The sequence below is a fragment of the Alteromonas sp. NFXS44 genome, from assembly GCF_040148705.1.
Taxonomy (GTDB): domain Bacteria; phylum Pseudomonadota; class Gammaproteobacteria; order Enterobacterales; family Alteromonadaceae; genus Alteromonas.
In genome coordinates, this window is sequence record NZ_JAGDEA010000002.1 from 439,318 (window position 1) to 459,070 (window position 19,753).

General features: G+C 47.6%; 17 protein-coding genes. 10 read left to right on the forward strand and 7 right to left on the reverse strand.

The annotated features are described in order from the left end of the window. Positions 1–58: 58 nt before the first annotated feature. Positions 59–2,275: a GumC family protein gene (locus J3369_RS05145; RefSeq protein WP_349584507.1), complete on the forward strand. Its 2,217-nt coding sequence runs from the start codon at positions 59–61 to the stop codon at positions 2,273–2,275. A 19-nt stretch (positions 2,276–2,294) separates the two neighbouring features. After that, positions 2,295–3,023 carry a tyrosine-protein phosphatase gene (locus J3369_RS05150; protein ID WP_349584510.1) on the forward strand — a complete coding sequence of 243 codons (729 nt, stop codon included), beginning with the start codon at positions 2,295–2,297 and terminating at the stop codon, positions 3,021–3,023. Positions 3,024–3,079: 56 nt separating this feature from the next. Here J3369_RS05150 and J3369_RS05155 read toward each other — a convergent pair whose 3' ends face one another. Next, the gene (locus tag J3369_RS05155; protein WP_303573620.1) at positions 3,080–3,493 is read right to left on the reverse strand and encodes a 3-phosphoshikimate 1-carboxyvinyltransferase; all 414 of its coding nucleotides are present in this window, start codon (positions 3,491–3,493) and stop codon (positions 3,080–3,082) included. 453 nt (positions 3,494–3,946) lie between these two features. Between J3369_RS05155 and J3369_RS05160 the strand changes: the two genes are divergently transcribed. From J3369_RS05160 to J3369_RS05175, 4 genes are read left to right on the forward strand one after another with little or no spacing between them, the layout of a single operon-like run. Further along, entirely contained in the window at positions 3,947–5,116 is a 1,170-nt protein-coding gene (locus J3369_RS05160) for a glycosyltransferase (protein ID WP_349584513.1), read from the forward strand. Continuing rightward, positions 5,100–6,419 (forward strand): O-antigen ligase family protein, encoded by a 1,320-nt coding sequence (locus J3369_RS05165; protein ID WP_349584516.1) that lies wholly within the window; start codon positions 5,100–5,102, stop codon positions 6,417–6,419. Before J3369_RS05160 ends, J3369_RS05165 begins: the two co-directional genes overlap by 17 nt. Before the next feature lie 38 nt (positions 6,420–6,457). Continuing rightward, entirely contained in the window at positions 6,458–7,585 is a 1,128-nt protein-coding gene (locus J3369_RS05170; RefSeq protein WP_349584519.1) for a glycosyltransferase family 4 protein, read from the forward strand. Further along, positions 7,585–8,574, forward strand: coding sequence for a glycosyltransferase family protein (locus J3369_RS05175; protein WP_349584522.1), 990 nt, complete (start codon positions 7,585–7,587; stop codon positions 8,572–8,574). Before J3369_RS05170 ends, J3369_RS05175 begins: the two co-directional genes overlap by 1 nt. A gap of 67 nt (positions 8,575–8,641) precedes the next feature. Here J3369_RS05175 and J3369_RS05180 read toward each other — a convergent pair whose 3' ends face one another. Then, entirely contained in the window at positions 8,642–9,451 is an 810-nt protein-coding gene (locus tag J3369_RS05180) for a sulfotransferase family 2 domain-containing protein (RefSeq protein WP_303573615.1), read from the reverse strand. 77 nt (positions 9,452–9,528) lie between these two features. On the opposite strand from J3369_RS05180, the gene J3369_RS05185 reads away from it, so the two are divergent. The 3 genes from J3369_RS05185 to J3369_RS05195 all read left to right on the forward strand — a co-directional run bounded on the left by J3369_RS05185 (position 9,529) and on the right by J3369_RS05195 (position 12,090). After that, positions 9,529–10,389, forward strand: coding sequence for a glycosyltransferase family 2 protein (locus J3369_RS05185; protein ID WP_349584526.1), 861 nt, complete (start codon positions 9,529–9,531; stop codon positions 10,387–10,389). Positions 10,390–10,420: 31 nt separating this feature from the next. Further along, positions 10,421–11,212 carry a Stf0 family sulfotransferase gene (locus J3369_RS05190; protein ID WP_303573613.1) on the forward strand — a complete coding sequence of 264 codons (792 nt, stop codon included), beginning with the start codon at positions 10,421–10,423 and terminating at the stop codon, positions 11,210–11,212. 71 nt (positions 11,213–11,283) lie between these two features. Beyond that, positions 11,284–12,090 carry a polysaccharide pyruvyl transferase family protein gene (locus tag J3369_RS05195; protein ID WP_349584529.1) on the forward strand — a complete coding sequence of 269 codons (807 nt, stop codon included), beginning with the start codon at positions 11,284–11,286 and terminating at the stop codon, positions 12,088–12,090. A 29-nt stretch (positions 12,091–12,119) separates the two neighbouring features. Here the strand turns inward: J3369_RS05195 and J3369_RS05200 are convergent, their stop codons facing one another. Further along, a complete protein-coding gene (locus tag J3369_RS05200; protein WP_349584532.1) occupies positions 12,120–13,415 on the reverse strand; it encodes a PAS domain-containing sensor histidine kinase in 1,296 nt (431 codons plus the stop codon). A gap of 167 nt (positions 13,416–13,582) precedes the next feature. Between J3369_RS05200 and J3369_RS05205 the strand changes: the two genes are divergently transcribed. Next, entirely contained in the window at positions 13,583–14,422 is an 840-nt protein-coding gene (locus tag J3369_RS05205) for a class II glutamine amidotransferase (protein ID WP_303573610.1), read from the forward strand. Positions 14,423–14,468: 46 nt separating this feature from the next. Here J3369_RS05205 and J3369_RS05210 read toward each other — a convergent pair whose 3' ends face one another. The 4 genes from J3369_RS05210 to trhA all read right to left on the reverse strand — a co-directional run bounded on the left by J3369_RS05210 (position 14,469) and on the right by trhA (position 19,413). Beyond that, the gene (locus J3369_RS05210; protein WP_349584535.1) at positions 14,469–15,920 is read right to left on the reverse strand and encodes an oligosaccharide flippase family protein; all 1,452 of its coding nucleotides are present in this window, start codon (positions 15,918–15,920) and stop codon (positions 14,469–14,471) included. A 47-nt stretch (positions 15,921–15,967) separates the two neighbouring features. Beyond that, a complete protein-coding gene (locus tag J3369_RS05215; protein WP_349584538.1) occupies positions 15,968–18,058 on the reverse strand; it encodes a right-handed parallel beta-helix repeat-containing protein in 2,091 nt (696 codons plus the stop codon). A gap of 208 nt (positions 18,059–18,266) precedes the next feature. After that, on the reverse strand, positions 18,267–18,752 hold the full coding sequence (locus tag J3369_RS05220; protein WP_119500262.1) for a protein-tyrosine phosphatase family protein: 486 nt from the start codon (positions 18,750–18,752) through the stop codon (positions 18,267–18,269). Between the two features lie 10 nt (positions 18,753–18,762). Beyond that, positions 18,763–19,413 (reverse strand): PAQR family membrane homeostasis protein TrhA, encoded by a 651-nt coding sequence (gene trhA, locus J3369_RS05225; protein WP_349584541.1) that lies wholly within the window; start codon positions 19,411–19,413, stop codon positions 18,763–18,765. Positions 19,414–19,753 lie beyond the last annotated feature (340 nt).

The window sequence follows — 19,753 nt, forward strand, 5'->3', positions numbered from 1 at the left end:
TAGTGTATTTTGCAGCCCCGCTGACAACGGGAAGATTAATGGAATTAAAGGATAGAGTATGTCGTTGAAAATGAAGGACTCGCTGCAAGCGAACATCCTGGATGATGAAACCATCGACTTTGCGCACTACTGGCAGGTATTTAAACGTTATTTTGGTCGCATCATTACGTTGGCGATTGTCTTTACTGCACTGGTGGCAATAGTGGTGATGAAAATGACCCCTATTTACTCCGCCACAGCCAGTTTGCTGATTGAATCGCAACCGGCCAACGTGATGTCTATTGAGGAAGTGTATAAGTCTGACACGACCCGCAAAGACTACATGCGCACCCAGTATCAAATTATCCAGTCCCGGCAGGTTGCAGCCCGCGCTGTGGATGAGCTGGATCTTGCGAACGATCCCGTATTTATGCCGCCTTCCGACGGGGAAATCTCAATTATTAAAGAAGCAAAAGCCTGGCTTTTCGCTAATTTGCCTTTCATTGAAAAAGCGCCAAAAACTGAGTTAACCGAAAGCGAACGTGAAGAAAAGCGTCGCCAGGCAGCAATCAATAAATTGATGAAGTCTATTAATGTGTCACTGGTAGAAAATACACAGGTCATCAATATTACTGCGACCAGTGATTCTCCGCGACTGGCAGCCGCCATTGCCACTACGATGGGCGATGTGTATGTAGAAAACTATCTGCAGGCCAAGGTGGAAATGACCACCAAAGCAACCTCTTTTCTGACTGAAAGTATGGAAGGCCTGCGGGATAAGCTTACTTCTGCTGAGAAAGACTTATCTGACTTTTATGAGAAAAATCAGCTGGTAAATCTTACCAATGGTGTTGTCGGACTGGCAGCGGAAGAACTTGAACAACTCAGTAATCAATTGCTGAAAGCTGAAACTACGTTAAAGCAAAACAGAACGATTTACGAACAAACTCAGCGAAACGGTGCTGACTACAGTGCACTGGCCCGCTTGCCGGAAGTACTGAATCATCCGAATATTCAAAGCGTCCGTCGTCAGGAGGCGGAAGCTATGAGCCGTGTATCAGAACTCAGCAAAGTATTCGGTCCTAAGCACCCGCAAATGGTGTCCGCCAATGCGGAACTGGATTCCGTCCGCGACACACTGCAAACCCAGATCCGCGATCTTATTTCCAGTATTACTACCCAATATCGTGCTTCACAGGACCGGGTTGTGACTTTGCAGGAAGAAGTTTCAGAGGCTAAATCTGAATATCGTCAGTTGTCTAACCTGGAAAATACACGGCGGGCATTACAGCGGGAAGTGGATATCAACCAGCAGTTGTACAATTCCATGTTTACCCGTCTGAAAGAAACCAGTGAGATGGGCGGCTTCGAGTCAGCAAATGCCCGTGTGCTGGATCCTGCTCCGGTACCGAATAATCCCACTGCACCGAACAAAACGCTGCTAATCGTGGCGGCATTCATTTCCAGCTTTGGATTCGGCGTACTGCTGGCCTTTGTACTGGAAGCAATGAACAGCGGTGTGCGCTCTGTGGATGATGTTGAGAAGAAATTGGGTCAGCGCATGTTGGGACTTATCCCTGTTATTTCGGTAAAACGCCGTAAAGACATGGACCTGCGCGCCTTCTTTGACAGTAAATATCATCAGTTCAGTGAAGCGGTAAGAACCCTGCGTACCAGTTTATCTCTGATAAATCTTGAAAAGCAGAATCAGGCCATACTGGTGACGTCATCAGTGCCGAAAGAAGGTAAAACAACGGTTTCTATTAACCTGTCCTTCGCTCTGGGTCAACTGGATAAAACCATTCTTATCGACGCCGACTTACGTCGTCCGGCCGTTGGCAAGCGGTTCGATGTACCTAATTACCAGCCCGGACTGTCTAACCTGATCATGAAAACCCATTCTCTGGAAGAATGTCTGGTTCATGACGAGCAATCGGGTATTGATATTATTTGTGCGGGCAGTATTCCTTCAAATCCTCAGGAGTTGCTGGCGGGTAACGGCTTCAAAGCACTGATCAATTATCTTAAGAAAACCTACAAATACGTGGTTGTCGATACTGCGCCTACACAGGCGGTCTCTGATGCCATGGTTGTATCGAAAAGCTGTGACTCGGTTATTTATGTTGTGCGTGCTGACAGTACCAGTGAAAAAATGATTAAAAACGGTCTGGGCCGGTTCCTGCAAGTGGGGCACCGTGTTGACGGCGTAGTATTGAACCAGGTCGACCTTAAAAAATCAGATGTGTCTGAGCGCTATGGTGGTTTCTATGACCAGTATGGTTACAATGCTAACTGATTTAGTGTGAGGACAAATTGTGATTGATTTACACAGTCATATAATACCGGGTATCGATGATGGTGCCCGCGACATGGACATGGCTCTGGATATGGCGCGGCAGACTGTTGCAGCCGGAGTCACTCACCTGGTGTGCACACCGCATGTTCACTGGGGCACTTTTGACAATACCCCCGAAATTATTGCCACAGGATTCAGTGCTCTGAAAGAGGCTGTCGATAAAGAAGGGATCCCGTTGTCTTTGTCCCGTGCAGGGGAAGTGCGGATAAACGAAATGGTGCCGGTGTGGTTCAGGGAGGATAAATTACCTTATCTGGGTGAATACCGTGGTAAAAAAGTACTACTGCTGGAAATGCCCCACAGCAATATGCCGGCAGGACTCGATCAACTATTTCGCTGGTTACTGAATGCAGGCGTGCAGCCTTTAATCCCACATCCTGAGCGGAATCGTGACGTTTGGAAGCGTCCGGAGAAGATCCAGTGGCTGCGCAATCAGGGTTGTCTGTTACAGGTGACTGCAGGGGCTTTCACCGGGCGCTTCGGCGAACATGTAGAAAAGATTGCTAAAGACATGTTGCGTGATAATCAGATTGACCTCGTAGCATCGGATACCCATGATACCAAACGACGTCCTAACGATATGGGCGAGGCTTTTGCGGTGGTCAGTGAACTGGCTTCTGAAGAGGTGGCGAATACTCTGTTCAAAACCACGCCCGGCAACATCATTGCGGCTGGTGCAACCGCCTGACGTATACAATGTTTATAACAAACCCGCCATCCGGCGGGTTTTGTATTTTTAAGCCTCTAATTAAGAATGTTAGCTTTAAACCAGCTCCATATCCCCAGTGAGAAGTTTTCAAACAAGTTAATTCCCAGTGCTGACTTGATCAGATAAAGGATAAGCAGCCCGCTCAGAACACTGAATGTAATGAACAGAGCAAACATCAGAGCCATTGTCGCCCGTCCAACCTGTTGTTCCAGCCGGGACAATTCGCGGCGGTTCTTGCCCGCCAGCACCACAAAGTAGAAACTCGTCCGCCATATATTGATTGTGCCCCGGACATCCAGTTTATGTCTGGCCCAGCTGCGCCCGCCAATCGCTTTGTTCATGGCTATCAGCTGTTCTTCTGAAAAAGATGCGGCAATATCCGGTGGCATTTTACTGAGTAGTTTTTGGATCAGTTGTGACTCATGGACAGGATGAGGTGTGTTATCCACGGCGAATAATCTTCCGGTGATGTGACTTTCCGTCATCTTAACTCAAAAAGACAGCCGGTATAAATGTGCTCTGCTTCAGGAAGTACTGAGACACGGGCAGAGAAAATTCATGTGACAGGGAATAAATTGCCATCAACAGCGTAAATGTTGCTTCACAGCAACAGTCATTCAGATCAGAAATGCCATTTCTTATACTAAAGTTGTAATTTTGGGTTCGGTGCATGGATTCTTAATCCGCCTGCAAGCATAAAATGAACTCAAGCTAAACTTTAAAATTGATTTAAAATCAGTTGTTTACTCTTTACTGGTTTAGTGGGAGAGAACATCGGATTTAGATATTCTTTCAGCCAGACATAAAGCCCGTGCATTATTTTACGATCTGGCATAAAAGCTGAATAGACCCCGTATATCGCATTTAAATATGTGTCGGAAGTGACCAGCAGGGAAAAGCACATGCAACAGGCAAAACACAACATCGCGTTTATTATCAACTCCCTCGAAGGCGGTGGAGCTGAGCGGGTGATGTGTAAGTTGTTGACTATCATGGAAGCGGATTTTCAGAGTGCTGGCTATAACGTTCATTTGATACTGCTTGATGATTTGCCGCAGGAACAGCAGTGTCCTGAGTATGTAAATCAGGTCGTACTCGATACGAAAGGTAGTTTGCACAGCGGCTACAGCGCACTGAAAAAAGCGCTGGAAAAAATAGCGCCGCACACCTGCGTAAGTTTTTTAACCCGCGCCAATATGCTTAATGTCTCTCTGGCTAAACGCCTCGGGTATCGCGCTGTGATCAGCGAACGGGTAAATACATCCAGTCACCTGTCCGGTGGCATCAAAGATTTTATCTCCCGCTGCCTGGTGAAAGCGACATATCCTTCTGCAGATTGCATAATTGCTGTGAGCGAAGGCGTAAAAGCGGACCTTATCGAAAACTTTTCGGTAAAACGGGAACGGATTAAAACTATCTACAACCCGTACAACATGGCCAATATCAGCGCCATGGCACAACAACCAGTAGACGATCTACCGTCAAAGCCCTACATCATCGGCACTGGCAGACTGGTTCGCAATAAGAATTTTGATTTGCTGCTGCAAGCCGTAGCGGCTTCTTCTGTCGGGCACGACATCGTGATTCTCGGACAGGGAGAGGAAAAGCAGGCCTTATTGCAACGGGCTGAGTCTTTAGGGTTAAGCGGGCGTCTGCATTTGTTTGGCTTTAAGTCCAATCCGTATCCTTATATCAAAGGCGCAGATTTTTTTGTGTCGACGTCGAACGCTGAAGGTTTCCCCAACGCCATTGCTGAAGCTATGTGCTTGGGCAAGGCCGTGGTGGCGACCAACTGTGAGTCAGGTCCTGCTGAAATTCTTACCGGTGAGTATCCTTACAAAGTATCAGGATTTGAAGCTCAGTCATACGGCTGTATTTGTGAAGTAAACAGTGTATCAGGCGTTGCCGGTGCTCTGGATTACATGTCGCAGGACGAAAACAAACGGCGTTATGAGCAGCGCAGTGCTGAACGTGCCGCTACATTCAGTAATGCCGTGTTCCGCGAAAAACTGCTTAAAGCGCTTAAATTAGAACAATCACTGCCGGAGACAGAGCATGTTTCTGGCCGTTAAATTACTGTTCAGCCTAATCAGCGCCTGGCTGGTCTGGCAGACTATTCGTCAGCACTGTAATAAGTATCTTGCCTTCGTAGTTGTCGCAATTTGGTTACGCTTTTTCCTTTCCGCGTTCCATCAAATCACTTATGACCCGCTTATTGCCGGATTTTCTATTAATGCCCTCGCTTCAATCGGCATTGCTGCAACCGGTTTACTGATGCTGCCGCCAAAAGTGTACCAGTTGCGTGTTTTGCTGCCCCTTTACGCTTTCTTCGCTGCTGTGGTGGCCAGCGGACTGATTAACGGCGGAGTAAGCGGTCTGATTAACGTAATGGTTAAGTGGATGTTTTTCTTATCAATAGCGTGTGCAATGTTCATGGCGATAAGAAAAACTGACAAAGATTTTGTATTAAAGAAGCTGCTGGCGAGCTTTTTTTTACCTGTTTCTCTCGCTGTGATGTCAGTACTGCTGGGTGAGGTGAAAGCCACTGAAGCCGATGGTTCTGCCAGCTATATCGGGGGTTACAACCACGAAGCGGCGTTTTCGATGATCATCGCCGGCTTTATTTTAGTGGTGGGTTTGCTGTCTCCGGGCGCAATACGATTTCGTGGCGCGCTGTTTGCATTAGGTTGTTTAGTACTGGTGTTGGTGAACTACCGCACCTCGGTTCTGGCGATATTACCGCTGGCTGCCATTTTTGCTTACACCGCAATGTCATCAAAAATCGCACCGCGTTACCAGACTGTGTTTTTCCTTGCCGCGTTCTTCGGCATGGGCATGTTGTTCCTCATGGCCTCGTACACCATGCAGGACCGTTTTGCTGATGTATTTGTATTCCTGACCAGTATCGACGATCTGATCAAGGCACCGTTCTACTACTCCGAGGCTGAAAAAGACATTTTCTCTGCCCGGGTGTACCTCTGGAGTTTGTATATCTATGAGTATGTGAACGGTTCATTTGTACATCAGCTGGTGGGGTGGGGACCCGAATCATGGTCCGGCGTATTCCCGAAATACGCTCACAACACCTACGTATCGTATTTGTATGAGTATGGCCTGATTGGTCTGCTCACATTCCTCTTTGCTGCAGCCAGCTTTGTAATGCAGGCGATGAGGATTAAGAACAAGCAGTTTGCCTGGATGCTTTGTTCATCAATGGTGGGATTTTTGATTATGAACTTCGCCACCATGCCTCTTTGGAATATCGAGGGGTTGATTTTATTTGCCATCTTAATTGGCAACGCCATCGGACCGGTGAAATTACCTCGCAATGCATGGTTTGACTCACCTGCCTTTGCGTCTCGTTTGGCGAATTGATTTTAACTCAGGTTTGTCCTGAGATATTGGAGAAAGTTATGAAACTATGTGCCGTAGGACTAAGAGGAATTCCCGACGTAATGGGCGGAATCGAATCTCATTGCCAGCAACTGTATCCGCGGCTGGTCAAATCGGGCATGGATGTCACTGTGATTTGCCGCTCACCGTATGTGGATCAGTCTGTTGAAGAATACAAAGGCGTAAAACTGCGTTCTGTGTGGACTTTGAAGCATAAGTTCATCGAGACATTTTTACACACCTTCCTGGCTATTTTTTACGCCCGCTTCGTGGTGAAGCCGGATGTATTGCATATTCACGGTATCGGGCCGGCTCTGTTTACACCACTGGCAAAGCTGCTGGGTATGCAGGTTATGGTAACCCACCATGGCGCTGACTATGACAGACAGAAATGGAATCAGTTTGCCAAAAATATTTTGAAGTTTGGTGAAACCATGGCAGTAAAATTCTCAGACCGCGCCATTGTGGTTGGCCGTTCTCTCACCGGCGTGCTGAAGAACCGTTTCTCCGGTAAATCGAACCGTATCCTGTTCGTACCTAACGGTGCTAAAACAGATATGGATACTCAGATGGGTGCAGAAGCATTGCCAAAGGATTTAGGTATTGAGCCGGGTAAGTATGTACTTACTGTTGGTCGCCTCGTTCCTGAAAAAGGCTTTCACGATTTAGTCGAAGCATACAAAAAGTCTGATACAGATTTGAAACTGGTCATTGTCGGTGGTGCAGACCACGAAGATGAATACTCTATGAAACTGAAAAAGCAGGCCAGCGATAAAATTATTTTTGCCGGCCGCCGTCAGGGGGATGAACTGAACGCATTGTATAAGTTCGCCCGGGTATTTGTATTACCGTCTTACCACGAAGGCTTGCCTATCGTCGCACTGGAAGCCATCAGTGCCGGTACAGAAGTGATAATCAGTGATATTACTCCGAACACTGATATTGGTTTTCCGGAAGATGCTTACTTCAAGGTTGGCGATACTGACGCGCTTGCCTACAAAATCACCCACGTGGATGATATGAAGCTGGCTATTAATAAAGAAGCGTTCCTGAACACCTTCAACTGGGATGCTATCTCTGATGATACTTACGTGATTGCGAATAACCTTGCCATGGGCATTCCTGTTCAACCACGTACGGCGGCCTGATGACTGAAAGACGTAAGCTGTTTCTGTATCCTTTTGTACATAGCAACGGGTTTGTCGACAGGATAAAAGGGGCATTCAGCGAGCTGGGATATGATATCCGCCCGTTCAAACACCTCTTCCGTCCGGCAAACCTGTTCAGCAGAAAGGAAAACTGGCTGGTATTAAACTGGTATGAAGATCAGCCCTTTCGCAAGGGCATGAACGGGCCCAAACGCTGGGCCTTCCTCCTCGCATTCTTTCTTACTGTCTGTTCCATTCCCTTGTTCAGTAGCAAAGTAATTTGGGTACGTCACAACTACAAGCCTCACAATGTAAGTACTCACTCTACCCTTTACACTTTCATATTGAAGCTCTTGACGCTTATTGCGGACCGGGTTGTCACTCTTGAAATGACCGACAGAATAGAATCAAGCGTAGTGAAGCACCCGCTTTATTTTAATGACAGGGATTTATTTCAATTCTTTGAGGCCATCGGAGATTCCCAAAAAGGTATCGACTTTCTGTACTTTGGATCAATTAAGCCCTACAAGCGCCTCGATAAACTGTTAGAGGTGTGGCCGCTGAATCAAACATTGCAGGTGATGGGTTTTTGTTCCGACAAGGAATATGCGGCCAGGTTGTACAGTATTATTGACCAGAGAGGTTTGCAGGTGGACTGGAATAATGAATTTGTAAAAGAAGAAACGCTGGAAGACGCGGTGTCTGACACGCGCTTTGTTATCATGGCCCACGATGATAATGCGATGATATCCTCCGGCACCTTTTACATGGCTATGAGTTTAGGCGCCAATGTGCTGTGTTTCGATTCCGCCTTCGCGCGAATGAAGGCCAGAGAGTTTCCTTTCGTTAAAATAATTGAACCGGATAATCTGGAAACCCAACTGGCAAATCTGGAGTACGTTGATTCCAGTGTGGTAGTGAATCAGGCTGTAGACCGCTACGGTGAGGAAGCTATCAGAGAATCCTGGCGGGTAGTACTGACTACCTGATTATCTCTTGCAGTTTCATAACAAAAAGCCCTGCGTCGTAGCAGGGCTTTTTCGTTGCAGGCAAATATCAGCTCGCTCTGGCCTGTAAGGTTTGTTTATCATTCACCATTGCATACACAGCATCATAAATGGCCTGGTCAACGCGGTTCAGCTCTGTAATTACACCCATTAACTTAGGGTTACTGGTAATGGCTGATGAGGCTCCACGATTCGGGCTGGTATTTTTACTGGCAATATTAATACGGGTACTGAAGCGATGATTAAAATCTTCCTGCCATTTATCCATTTGCTCCAGCGTGCCGTACACCGAAAAATGACGCAAATTTGCAACAGCTTTGGCGATTACATCATCTGCATTCGCCATAATATCAGCGGCATTGCGGTATCCGGAAAAATAGCGGGCATAGGTGACTGCCGAGTTAAGCGCCTTTTCTGACTGCAGATATTCTTCGATGTCAGTTTCGTTTTTCTGCCATTCTGATTCTTTAAAGCGGTTGTATACATATTCAGAGATAAAGCGGTCTGCGGGCTTTCTGAGTATCGTCAAAAAGTGCCAGTCTTTGTAAAAGTTACTGACTACCTCTGGGCGCGCCACACAATGGCCGGTAGTAAATACCTGGTGTTTACTGCTGAGTTGGAAGGTTAACTGGGTTTCCCTTGCGGTCATCATGTCCACTCCCAGTAACTTCTCGCACTCCCTGCTGGCTCTGAGATCAATATGGCCGGTAAAGCGGGTTGCTTTCAGCAGCGACGGATAGACAGACTGATAGATGGCATTAGACAGAGAGACGCCGGCGCACTTGGGAACGTGGCAGAAAAAGATTTTCGGATATCGGGCGAGATACTTCTCTGATTGCTGCTTTAAGATTTCTTGCATGATTCTTGCTCCATCATATTCATGTTCGGGAAATCTACGCAGACTTCCTATTCGGATTGCAACTCACAGGGATACCAATGAGCGACAAATTCAGCGTTGTTATTACAACATTCAATCGACCTGCAGAACTCAAAGAAGCGCTGGACGGTGTATATGCACAAGTTGAGCAGCCGCTTGAGGTGATTGTAGTGAATGATGCATCTTCCTTGCCATATGATGACATTCTCACTGAATTTTCAGAAAAGCCGAATTTCCACTATCACTTTTTGAAAGAATCATCGGGTGCGAACAAGGCACGTAACATTGGGGTAGACAGCGCAAAGGGTGATTACATTGCCTTTCTCGATGACGACGACATATGGCTGCCGGAATATTTGTGGGAACACAAAAAAGCCTACGACAACGGCGCGGACGCTGTGGTCAGCGGTTATCAGGTTTTAGGTGGTGAGCAACTGTTCGTGCAGCCTTCAAGACGGGTAGAGCGTGAAGTACTCCGCACCGGTAATCAATATTGCGGTATGAGCGGTTTCAGTGTGAAACGTGATATCGCTTTAAAGGAACGTTTCGATGAAACCCTGCCCAACGGACAGGACTGGGATATGTATGTGAGGCTCTCAGAGCTGGGCTATTCATTATGGAATATTCCCAAGCCCATCTTCTTATACCGCTTCATGAACATGGACGGCATCGGCGCCAAAGTAGCAAAAATGACGCCGGACGAAGCGGTGGTGCGCCTGCGCTCAGCAGATAAACACCGCCAGTTTCTCGGAGACGGGAATTACCGTAAACGGGTGGCAGCTCAATTACTGGTGTATTTGCCACTCAAAAAAGACAAGCTTAAATGGGTGATGAAGTCTGTTCATATTGCCGGTTTGTCTGTGACATTGAACCACCTGGCTGCGGTAACGGTAAAAAAAGTGCGACAGCGGGTCAGTTAGGGTTACGGGCCCTCATTACAGGAGAAGAATCATGGAACTCTATCAGGATCAGTTTTCTTCAGAACACGACTTCCCTCATCAGACGGAAACCCAAAAAACACTGGTGATTGCATCAACCGTGCGCTCAGGCAGTCATATGCTTGGACATGTGCTTCACGAAACCGGCGCTTTTGGCTTTCCCCTTGAATACGTGAACAGAAAAAACCTCGACGAATGGAAACTGCGTCTTAACCGCAGGACTTTGCCGGAAGTGCTTGATGAACTCAGGGCGCGGAGGACATCCCCGAACGGTGTGTTCGGTATCAAAGTGCACTATTCGCATATTGAGGAGTTTGGCGGGTTCAAAGCGATGTGCAAAATGCTGCCGAATCCGCATTTTGTGTTGCTTACCCGCGAAGATGTGATGGCACAGGCTGTATCGCTGGCAGTAGCCAGACAAACCGGGGCCTGGATCTCACAGCAGGGCAAGCCGGCCGCAGATCCGGAATACAACTTTGAAGATATTGAAGCTGGCCTGCGCCGCGTCAGTTTGGAAAATGCGTCCTGGCGATACACCCTGGCGGCAACCGGCAGCAAATATATGGAATTGAATTTTGCAGATGTAAAAGCCAACACCGCTAATTCTGTACTCAGAATTGCTGACTTTATGGATTTGGCGGTGGAAAGTCATCGTATTCCGCCAACGCCGGTGACCAAAAAGCAAAGTAACATTTTAAACAAACAGTGGCAGGTACGGTTTCAGCAGGAGTTTAACGGCGACGATGAACTGTTACGTTTTAACCGTGAAAGTTTCTGGCACAAGTTGTCGAAGAAATTATCCTGAATCAGACAGGTTCTGAGCCAGATAAAGAGTGGAACGACGGCGTAATCCGCCGTGAGTATTAAAGGAAAACTATGTTAAATCAATGGGCAGAAAAACAGGCACTGGCAGAAGAGAAAAAGCGGGTGTACTGGTGGCAGTCGAAGAAAGACGACCGGCCAAATATCGGCGATTATGTGGCTTACGATTTGGTAAAGCGCGTACTCGCTATGAAAGGAAAGCTCATCAAAGACAAACTGGATCCCTCAACCAAGCTGGTTAGTGTGGGCTCTGTTCTGCATTTTGCGCGGGACGGAGATACATTGTGGGGCACAGGTTATAACAAAAAAATGGGCGATAAGGTCATTCAGTTTGATAACCTCGATGTTCGTGCCGTGCGCGGCCCTCTTACCCGTGAATACCTTATGAACCGTGGCATCAGTGTGCCGGAAGTTTACGGTGACCCGGCGTTACTGCTTCCTCACTTTTATTCAAAACACCTGATGGAAAAGGCGCACAAAAAAGACTACATCATTATCAACCACATGAACGATGATATGGCGCAGTACGAAGGCTATGAGAAGGATCTGGTTACACCCATGCAGTATCCCGGCTCGTTCATTGAAGCTATTGTGAACAGCAAGCGGGTTATTTCCAGTTCATTACATGGTGTCATCATTGCCGAAGCATACGGCGTGCCTGCCATTTTTTACGATTCCGGCAGTGGTGAGTCGATGTTTAAATATGAAGATTATTATCAGGGCACAGGTCGTACTGAAATTCCCAAAGTAACCAGCCTGGCGGAAGGCATCTCTATGAATTTACCTGCGCCACCGGATTTCACCGCAATCACAGATAAACTTTATCAGGCTTTCCCCTTCGATCTTTGGGGCGCAGAGTGACGGTAAACACCAATAGCAAAGTCAGTGTGTCACACTGACTTTGCATCTGCCAATGCACCAGTACTAATTGAAGCCTGTGCCTCCTTTAACCTTACTTTAATAAGAAATTGCGCGCCGCATCCTTCGTTGTCAATGTATTCAATCGTTCCTCCCAGTCCCTGAGTGACGATGGTGTACACAATACTCAGGCCCAGACCGATGTGCCCGTCTTTCCTTCTGGTGGTGTAGAACGGAGAGAAAATATTATGAATATGTTCCGCATCGATACCACACCCGTCGTCTTTATAGAGCAAGGTAAACTGATTGGCAGATTCACGTTTCACAGAAATATAGATATGGCCGTGCTTGTCCGGCCCGTAGCCATGTTGAATAGAGTTTATCACCAGGTTGCTGATAATTTGTGATAACAATTCAGGTTTAATTATGACGTTAATATCTTCTGCACATTCAATATGATTTTCAATCATTGATGCGCTCAGTGATGCGCTCAGTGAACTTTCGAGGCAGTATAAAGTGCCCCCGATATGTGTCTTTACATTTACCGGCTGCTCCTCATCGGCGCTCTGCGTAATGTCAATTCTCTTAAAGCTTGAGATAAGATGGGAGACTTTATCAATTGAGCCCTTCACCATTTCTGAGAGTTCAGTGACGCTGCTGATGAAATCTTCAAATTCATCCTGAGTCAGGCTGCCATCTTCATACTGACGCTGGACAATTTTACTTTCCTCCAGCAGTTGAGTGATACCGGTCAGGCTTATGCCAGCAGGCGTGTTGATTTCGTGGGCGATACCGGCAACAAGACGGGCGATATTGGCCATTTTTTCTGATTGGATAAGCTGTCCCTGCGTTTCAGCCAGATTCTCTATTACAAAGTTCAAGCCGACATTTGAAGCTTCAAGAGCCTGATTTCTTTTATATATCTCCTGTTCCAGTTCCATTTGCAGAGATATGTCCCGAATCATCAACAATAATACGGTGGCATCGCCGGAATCTAATCTGGTTATGGTTGTTTCAGTCCACAGCGATGTTTCATCAGCCTTTTGGTATAACCAGTCAAATCTGAAGCTTGAGTTTTTTGCATTTTCTTTTTGAATACTGTGGAACATCGATTCAGACGACACGTTTTCAGTCTGATATTCTGCAGAAATGTGAAGAAAATCGCGTCCGGTAAGAGAGTCCCTGCTTTCGTAACGCAGAAGCCGGAGAAAGCTGTCGTTACAACTTTTTATACAACCATTTTCGATAATAACTGCGCCATCGATGGTGTTGGTCAGAAAAATGGAAAATAGTGAATCGTCGGTGGTTGATGCTGAATCCTCTGACATTCTTTCCTTCAATACTTTATAAATCATGAAATGTCACTTCCACAGAGCTTATTTATAATGGCGTTCGTCTATCACAGTACGTTAACATTTGCCGGAAGTCAAAGCATTGCCACCGGCGAATTTTTTGGCTACGCTACCAGCCTTTGCCTCTAAGAAAGGAATGCACAGTGTGCGAACTCCTTGGCATGAGTGCCAATACGCCAACCGATTTATGTTTCAGTTTTACCGGCCTGACCCGCAGGGGAGGGGAAACCGGTCCTCACAAAGATGGCTGGGGTGTCGCTTTTTATGAAGGAAAGGGCGTCCGGCTTTTCCACGATCCGGAACCCTGCGCGACTTCTCAAATCGCTGAATTCGTTTCAAAATTACCGATAAAGAGTAAAACGGCAATCTGCCATATCCGGCAGGCGAATGTGGGTAACATCAACCTTTCTAATACGCATCCGTTTACCCGTGAATTGTGGGGGCGTTGCTGGGTGTTTGCCCATAATGGCCAGATCCCCGGTTTTACCCGCAGAGCCGGCATGTACGAAGCTATCGGTGACACAGACAGTGAAGAGCTGTTCTGCGATTTAATGAATCAAATCCGTCAGACTTTGCCCCGCGATGCTATGCCTGAGCAACTGGCCTCTTCGCTGGTGGCCCTGTCAAAAGAATATGCTGAGCAAGGTGTGTTTAACTGCTTGCTGAGTAACGGTGACTGGCTGTTCACCTTTTGCAGTACCAAACTGGCCAGCATTACCCGCCGTGCGCCATTCGGGCCGGCCTGCCTGAAAGATGTGGAGGTGGAAGTGGATTTTGCCTCTGAAACCACGCCGGCAGACGTGGTCAGTGTTATCGCAACAGAACCGCTGACTCACGATGAAACCTGGGATATCTATGAACGGGGAGAATGGCGGTTATGGCAACTGGGTGAAGTGATTGCCAGCGGTAAAGTCGATGTGCCGGTACACAAGTCTGAGGCCGCCATGGTCAGTCCCTCAAACATGCCGAGAGATTGCGCTTAGCAAATCTCTCAGCATGGCTGTCGGTCAATCCGGCAGGATAAGACAGCTACACCTTCTTCTTTTTCTTTCCTGATTTAAATTCTTTCGCAATGGTCAGGGTTTTCTTGCGGAAAAACAGCAGCAGGCTGCCGCAGTAAATCAGTGCGCCAAGACCAACCAGAGCGGGCAGCTCAAGAAATACATTATCCAGTCCCAGTAAGTGATTGCGCTCGACATACAACACCACACAGAACATAACTGTACCGGTAAGGGTGAACATCCAGGTTTCTCTGAATGCGTCTGTAAGGCTAATGTTCAGAGATTTTTTCACCAGCATGAATTTCAGCACCAGGGTGACAAAGTTAGCAACAACCAGCGCGGTGATCACTGCATACAGGCCCCAGGGAACAGCAGCTAACGGAAATAGGAAGTTAAACGTCAGGTTTATCAGGTTAAGTTTAAATGCCTGAGCCGGTAAGCCTCTTGCAATCAGCAAGTTAGGGAGATAGTACGCCATCACGTTACAGGGCGTTTGCAGCGCCAGAATAGATAATAAGTACGCGCTGTCAGTCCATTTATCACCGAACACCACATCAATAAACGGATGAGCGATTGCACCGACACCGAAGTATACCGGTGTAACGAAGATGGCGGTCATGCTGACCACACGGGCGAAGGTCGCCGGTAGTTTGTCATCCTCAACCCTGGCAAGGCCGGCCAGGGCAATTCTGTTCAGTGGCTGGAAAGTGAGGTTGTTCAGTACTGAAAACCCTTGTCTTGCCACTGAGGTGTAGGCAAAGGTGGCGGCCCCGAGAAAGGCAGCAATGACTATGTTTGATGTACGCTGGGAGAAGAAATTCATGAAAGACATGGCGATCAGCGGTTTCGCAAAGCGGATGATTTCAGGCAGATGGGACTTATCCTCTACCTTACCGGGACGGAAATCCGAGCCGTGCCAGGTCAGGGCCGTGGAAACAAATACCTGAACAACTTTTCCGAAAATAATCGCCCATGCGCCGAAGCCGGTTAATGCCGTGGCGACAGACACTACGCCTCCAACCAGCACGCCGGCTGTCTCGTAGGCCGCCAGCCGTTTATTGGCAAAATCCCGTTCCATTTTTGCTTTATGGACCAGGCGCAAACCGTTGGCCAGCGGAATAATTGCAAGCGCCGCAATAAGTTGAGCGGCGAGTTCGGAATAGGTGTACCAGGCAACGGGCACTGCCACAGCGAACATCAAAATTGCGATGACCAGTGACACACCCATCAAAAACCAGAAGGATAAACTGGCGAAGTTATTGTCCCATTCTTTTCGCTGAATGAGATTTTGCGATACGCCCACGGTGACGAACAGGTTACAGAAATCGGTGACCATCAGACAAATAGCCACCAGACCGAACTCTTCAACGCCCAGAATACGCGCCATGATGGCGTAGACGACAAAATTTACCAGCTGGCCTGCGCCATTCGCGGATAAATTAAAAAACGCGCCCTTAAGGGACTTGGCTTTCAACGACATAGAGACTGACGTCCTTGTTACTGCACTTGATGTTGCTTATTTAATTGTTACTCAATAATTCCGTAGATTGCTTGTGTGCCGTCTTCATTGAGTCTGGTGAAGTTATTTATACGGTATTTGTCAGAATTTGGGAGCAATACGGTTTTGCCTTTTATAAATAAAGCTTCTGCGATTTGCTGATTCAGTTTAGCCTCATCAAATTCATAGGGCACGGTAATATTCGCCTGAATTTTCGGCTTGCCCGCAGAAAGGTTATAGAAGTAATTGTTGATATATTCTGATCCCGGATAGCCCTGCGGATCGAAAACGGCAAAGCCTGAACGGTTTGCGTCTTTTTGATTTATTACCACATTATTCTGTACCTGCGTCCAGAAAGTGTTGTCGTCCTTAAACCGCGAAGCGGTTAATCCGTTACGTTTTGTGGTGATCAGATTATGCAAAATAATGCTTTGTCCCAGCGGGCTGGTGAGCAGGCCGCCCATCTTGATTGATGCCCACTGTTTTCCCCGTAAGTCGCCCAAATCATGGATATAGTTATTAAACACGAAGCCCGGGCCAACGCGAACCGGTGTAATACTTATACCCGAGTAAGTGTGTGAAATGTCGTTATTGTAAACCAGTACATTCTGCTGGCCGCCGTCCACTTCAATGGCATCATCGTTGGAATATGCCAGTACGTTGTTATAAATCGCCGAGTCACGGACAAAACCGCCAAGAGGCTCTGCATTCTTGCGCCCTTCAATGACATCATTTAAACGGTGGTCTGCCGTACCGGTGAAGTGATTGTTACGAACAATCACCTGACCTTTAAATTGCGGGTCAGGATGGTTTGCGTGTGCAAGAAACGCGTTAGGTCCTTTGGGATGACCATGAGACCAGTCATTGGCAATGGCGCGGGGATCGTGCACGTGACAGTTTTCCACCGTGATCACGCCGGACTGACGAAAGTAAATGGCTGAGTCATAGTTAATCGGGCCGGCATCTTCCATTTCATAGGCAATGCCTTTTTTCATGACGTTCGGCGCCCGGCCCCAGCCGGAAATATCACACTGGTTTATCCAGATATCATGGCCTTTTTCACCATAAATAGCGTGCACTCTCGCGCCTTCTATGGTGATGTTCTCAAAGTAGATATAGCTGTTGTCGCCGGTAAAGATGGCGTATTTATCTGTATCGTCAGGGGCAATGACTGTGCCGGCGTCCCCCACAATTTTGGCGTACCCGTCTTTGCTGCCTTCAATGCCCAGCGCTTCAAGATCCAGCATGCCGCCTTTATAAATGTCGGAGAGTTTATATACCTTATCCGGGTCAATCACAGGTTTATCCGCGCGGGTAGTAAACCGGCTTTCAATTTCCCTCACAGGCTGCTGAGGCGCATGCAGAACTATCTTCACATCGTACGCTGTGCCGGCTTCAAGATACACAACCGGCCCGGTCAGGATCCCGTTGACTGGCTCGAAACTTAAATCTCTGGCCTGCTGCCATTGTTCAGCACCTGAGCGGCGATAGAGTAATTCTGCGCGGGTGTCAGCGGTGACATCAAATACCGATATACTGGCAGACTCAATGAGTGGCTGAATAAACAAACCGTTGTTATCCGGTGCCGGCATAGTCGGTTCAGTAAGGACCCCGGCATTTCCTGCCCACTTGTTCAGCAGCGTGTCCCGTATCCCCAGGTGTTGTTGCAAATAATGGTATAAGTCAGCCTGATTAAGAGGAAACAGAATAAATGCCGATTTAACCACATGGCCCATCGCGGTTTCAGATCCAGCTTTTTTGGCTAACTGCAGGGTCGCGTTTTCCAGTGACTCGCCGCGACTCATTATCATTAAAATCTCACCGGACTCGTCGTTGTAGTCCTGCTTAAGCAGATTCAGCATCCGTCCGTAGCGCTTCGAAGCCGCTAAATCTTCCACTAATGCCTCTGCACTTTGTAAATCTGACAAGCCCTGCGCAGCGATTTTCTCAAGCGCCACGCTGCCCGGTTGAGCCGGTGCTACGCTCGCGGCTTGTGCGAAGGGTACAGTCAGGCAGGACAACCCTAACGCAAGTACTTTAACGAAGTGCGAAGGGCGTGACGTGCGAAGGTTTCGTGGAAGATAAAGTGAGGCATAGATTGATTGCGGCGATAGTCGCATTAAGATACTCCGTGACGGGAAAATGAGAAGAAACTAATTACTCATTACTGTCAGAAGCAAAACAAAGGCCACAATGGAGACTTAACGGTGAAGCCTAACGGCTCTGAGGTTTTAACCGGTTCAGGACTGGTCAGAACTGCAGAGTGGTAAGCGGAAACCTGCGGAGTGTCTTGTTTTGAATACACTTTGCAGGCAACCGTGTGCCACATTAATGCACGGATAACCCGAGGCTGGCGGCCCACTGTAATTCTGCGCGGCTTAAACGGTTTGCTGAGCCTGATGACAGGTCGTGTAGCATAGGGTAAGCACTGGATGACGGGATCCTGCGATGGTGAAGCAGGGCAAAAATTAACAACATACAACGGTTTCTGGCATCGTTGCAGTGAAAATAAAGCTGTTTACCTTCAGTGGTAAGCTTACCCAGTTCCTGAATATACTGCCTCAGTAATTCAAGTCCGGTCTCTGTACTGTCGAGAGTTTCGGTAAACGGAAACCAGCGCCAGTGCATGCCCGCATCTTTAACCAGTCGTTCTACCTGTTCAGCATGCTCTGATGAGGTCTGCAGCGTGATAACGTGGGTGATACCCTGTTGTTTAAGTGTCTGAATGCTTTGCGCATCCGGCACCGCACCCAGTGTGATGGATGCCGTTCCGGTGATCAGACGGTGAGAAGCCGGTTTGTCGGTTGTGTTCATGCTTGAGCGTTTACACCACAAAATAATAAATTGAAAAAAAATGGCAACTACAGCCACCCAGCACAAACAGATGCCAGATAGCGTGAGTGTAACGCTTCGATTTAGCAACGTAAAATAACACACCGATACTGAAGCATAAGCCCCCGGCAACAATCAGCCACAGTCCGGCTCCCGGCAGCGCCATATAAAGCGGATAAATCAGGCCTAGGGCTATCCAGCCCATCAGCAAATAAGTTGCCACAGATACTTTCGGGAAACGGTGCCGGGCAATGAGTTTAAAGGCAACACCGCCTGTAGCCAGGATCCACACAATTGCGGTCATTGTAATACCCAGCCATCCGCCGATACCGACCAGAAGGAGAGGAGTGTAAGTCCCGGCAATGAGCAAATAAATTGCGCTGTGATCAAACAGCTTCAGGATCCCCTTTACTTTGGCATGGGAAATACTGTGATAAAGGGTAGAACTGAGAAACATCAGGATCAGCGTGGTACCATAAACGGCGGCTGCGGCGATGGCTACCGGTTGCTCAGCACGAAGCAGTAAAAACACCAGCCCCACAACGGCCGCAACAAACCCCGCACCATGGCTGATGCTGTTTAACCATTCTTCCAGCACAGAGTAGGCTTTTGCCGCAGCAGGCCGCTTTTCTGATTGTGTCATGTGATGCTCCCACAGATCTTACCAGTCGATAAAAACCAGTGTATAGTTTCAGCGTACACTTGTACACTCAAAATACTGCAGAAGTATGACGCTGTCCGGGGATTACGTGTGAGTTTTAGGTTAAGCTTTCAACTCGAGTATCACTTATCCAGCCCTACATTTGGTCTTGACTGAGAGCAATAGTAAACTGACAGGCATTCGGAAAATGATGTAGCGCGAATTCAACTCCGAAGTGCACCACTCGCTAATTTAGGCAGCCCTGCGTAATTCATTGAATACCGCAACAGGTTGCCTGAAGCCGAGGCACTTTCTCGGTCTGGCATTTAATGCCCGTTCTATT